This is a genomic window from Brunnivagina elsteri CCALA 953, from assembly GCF_002289455.1.
Lineage (GTDB): Bacteria > Cyanobacteriota > Cyanobacteriia > Cyanobacteriales > Nostocaceae > Brunnivagina > Brunnivagina elsteri.
Genome location: NZ_NTFS01000604.1, coordinates 1 through 2,749, shown reverse-complemented (window position 1 = coordinate 2,749; position 2,749 = coordinate 1). Strand labels below are relative to the sequence as shown.

Annotated in this window: 3 protein-coding genes and 2 pseudogenes; 1 reads left to right on the top strand and 4 read right to left on the bottom strand. The window is 38.8% G+C overall.

Going from position 1 to position 2,749, the window contains the following annotated elements:
- Window positions 1–84: 84 nt before the first annotated feature.
- The 4 genes and pseudogenes from CK510_RS28950 to CK510_RS28945 form a co-directional block, all read right to left on the bottom strand.
- Window positions 85–585: pseudogene (locus CK510_RS28950) on the bottom strand (cysteine peptidase family C39 domain-containing protein); the annotation flags it as partial.
- Window positions 586–740: 155 nt separating this feature from the next.
- Window positions 741–914 carry a hypothetical protein gene (locus CK510_RS32165; protein ID WP_158224990.1) on the bottom strand — a complete coding sequence of 58 codons (174 nt, stop codon included), beginning with the start codon at window positions 912–914 and terminating at the stop codon, window positions 741–743.
- A 147-nt stretch (window positions 915–1,061) separates the two neighbouring features.
- Window positions 1,062–1,208: a hypothetical protein gene (locus CK510_RS33095; RefSeq protein ID WP_211293342.1), complete on the bottom strand. Its 147-nt coding sequence runs from the start codon at window positions 1,206–1,208 to the stop codon at window positions 1,062–1,064.
- Window positions 1,209–1,384: 176 nt separating this feature from the next.
- Window positions 1,385–1,624 (bottom strand): annotated as a pseudogene (locus tag CK510_RS28945) (ATP-binding protein); the annotation flags it as partial.
- Between the two features lie 165 nt (window positions 1,625–1,789).
- Here CK510_RS28945 and CK510_RS28940 point away from each other — a divergent pair.
- Window positions 1,790–2,560, top strand: coding sequence for a filamentous hemagglutinin N-terminal domain-containing protein (locus CK510_RS28940; protein WP_245912491.1), 771 nt, complete (start codon window positions 1,790–1,792; stop codon window positions 2,558–2,560).
- Window positions 2,561–2,749: the final 189 nt, after the last annotated feature.

Sequence of the window (2,749 nt, the reverse complement as noted above, 5' to 3'; positions counted from 1 at the left end):
GGTACGCAAACCGCAATTGCATCCCAAATTTTTAATGCAAAAGCTGACTATGTTTTAGCGCTTAAAGCTAATCATCCGACCCTTTAAAGCTTGGTTAATAGTACCGCGATAATTCCAAGCACGTTTTAAAAATCGACCAAATCCCTGAACTTTCTCATCGGGTTGGGCAAAAAAACGTCCTGTATCGGGTTCCAACAACAAAGTTACCCAATCACCCCAACTATCAGATAACTCCTGTTTTGAGATGTAACGAATACCCACTGCTGGGTCTGCGATCGCAAACTTATTTCCTTTTTTACCGTATAATACTACCCAGTGATAGCCATTCCAGTGGATAATCGCTGGTAAAGGAGCCTCATCAATTCTATCCAGGATTTCCGGGGAAGTCCTCGCTGAACGTGCATTAAATCCCAGGGTTTCCGCTCCCTGTTTTAAACTTAATAAAGTTGTTCCCGTTTGTCCAGTTCCCACAGCCTCGCGCACACGGTTTATAGTTAGATTGCGTCCATAATACTTAGCAATGGAAGCTAAACAAGCAGCACCACAATCCTCTTCATCATGTTGTAAAACTTGAGCATATTTCATAATAATTGTCGGGTTTAAATGTTTTTTGATATGGAGAAAAACATAAATAAATATTGGATTAGAAAAGACATCCCAAACACAATTAAAAATTAATTATTTTTGAGATGTCTTGTCATAAATCTATGTCTTAGCAAAAGACATTTATCAGGACTTATTTATGCGTAAAAATAACGCTGTATAGTAACTTGTCTGTAAAACCAGCGAGAACCAACTCGAACCCATTGCCAAACTGTCACAAAACGATAAACAACGCGATGTCCACCGTTTAATTCCTCAGATTCTTCTGTATTTAAGTCAGCAAAAAGTTCTTGATTTTGAATATTAGCCATGAGAGACTCCTGAAAAAATTAGGTTGATTCAGAAACGATTTCATCGATTTCTTATTGTTATTTGAAATCCGTTTTTTTGATTCCCCGTTCCTGATAGTTTTTAGATTACAGCAAACAAAATTAAAAGTCTTTCAGGTTATTACCAGCTTACGTGTAGAGTTCAGCCAAGTGAATTGCAGAAAACTGCAATATGATATTATCCCGCCAAGCTTTTAACTCGATTTCTAGAGTAATCTTGCCATAATTGAGACATAAATCCATGCGATACGTTCCGTAACCGAAGGGAGCATCCACTTTCGGCGGATAGACTTTTTTAGATCAACCGTATAGTAGGTTTTTTGGAGTACGAGAATTATGTTTCTTCCAAAAGTGGATGCTCCCTAACCGAAGGTATCGCTTCAGGGGTAAAAACTTGTCCAGTGTCTTCGGTATGTTGTTAGTATAATTGTTCAACTTCGCTGGCATTACAAATCACTAAATGGAACGCCAACTTCCGCAGATACCATGACTGCCGCGTAGTTTCCGCTTTCTGTAAGTTGTTTTGCCAATGCCAGCATTGCTGTCGTTTTACCGGTTTGGCGAGGAGCATGGATGACAAAATAGCTTTCTTGGGCAATTAGTCGCTCCAAATTCGGCAACCTCACAGTTGGCGGTAGCATGTAGTGAATGTCGGCTTTACAAGGACCTGCGGTGTTAAACCAACGAGGCATAGGGATTTGATTACTGTTGTTGGGATGTCATTAGTGTAGCGCGCTATTTTTCATTGCTTATTTTCTTTTCTGTAAAGTTACTACGTGATATTGTGAGTAAGAGAATCAGTGTAAATACTAGTTTTATTATTAAATTTAAAACTTTGATGTGTGGGAAAGGGAAAAGTGCAAAAATTGGGCTGGAGTGGGAAAGTGTGGCGTTTCTTTGAAGTATCGCGTACTTCGGTTTTGTTGGGATGCTGGGATGTGATATGGCAGGGACGTAAGGCTCTGTTGCTTGCGTCAGTTGTTTTTTCCCCATTTACGGGTTCCCAATACCCAGCTTTGGCTCAAAGTAATTTAGTACAGGATAATACGCTTGGTTCTGAGGCTTCTAGGGTAATATTCAATTCTCGCAATACTCCTAATGAAGCGATCGAGGGTGGAGCGCAACGGGGACAAAATTTATTCCATAGTTTTCGAGAGTTTAATGTCAGTGAAAATCGAGGTGTTTATTTCCATGTTCTCGATCCAAGCATTCAGAATATATTTGCACGGGTAACTGGAAGTAATCGCTCGGATATTTTCGGCACTTTGGGAACTCGGCAATTAATTGATGGTAATCTTTCCCGTTCTAATGCCAACTTATTTGTGATGAATCCCAATGGGATTATTTTCGGCGGAAATGCCAGTTTAGATATAAACGGTTCGTTTTATGGGACTACTGCAAATGGGATTCAATTTGGAAATCAAGGAAATTTTAGTACAATTAATCCTCAGACACCTGGGGTATTAACGGTTAACCCATCAGCATTATTCTTTGACGCAGTAGCAAAACAAGGTGAAATAGTTAATCGGTCAATAGATGGCTTGGAAGTACTACCAGGAAGAGCTTTAGGGTTAGTAGGGGGTAATATTTTTCTGGAAGGTGGTACTGGGAGCAATGCGATTTTGTGAGGTCGGGGAAAAAACGCGCGATCGCTAATTTTTTTATCAGTACAAAAAAATATTAGCTACATGTCAATTAGTATTAATACTATAAAAATAAGATATTTGATAAAGAACTTTTATAAGTAACCAGACAGAATTAATTACAATACTGATTTTTGGATATCTTTGATAGGTAATAATTTCAGCCCAAGTTTT

Excerpts from the sequence above, each read along its gene's own strand:
- CK510_RS32165 (WP_158224990.1), bottom strand. The coding sequence starts at position 914 with ATGGCTAATATTCAAAATCAAGAACTTTTTGCTGACTTAAATACAGAA.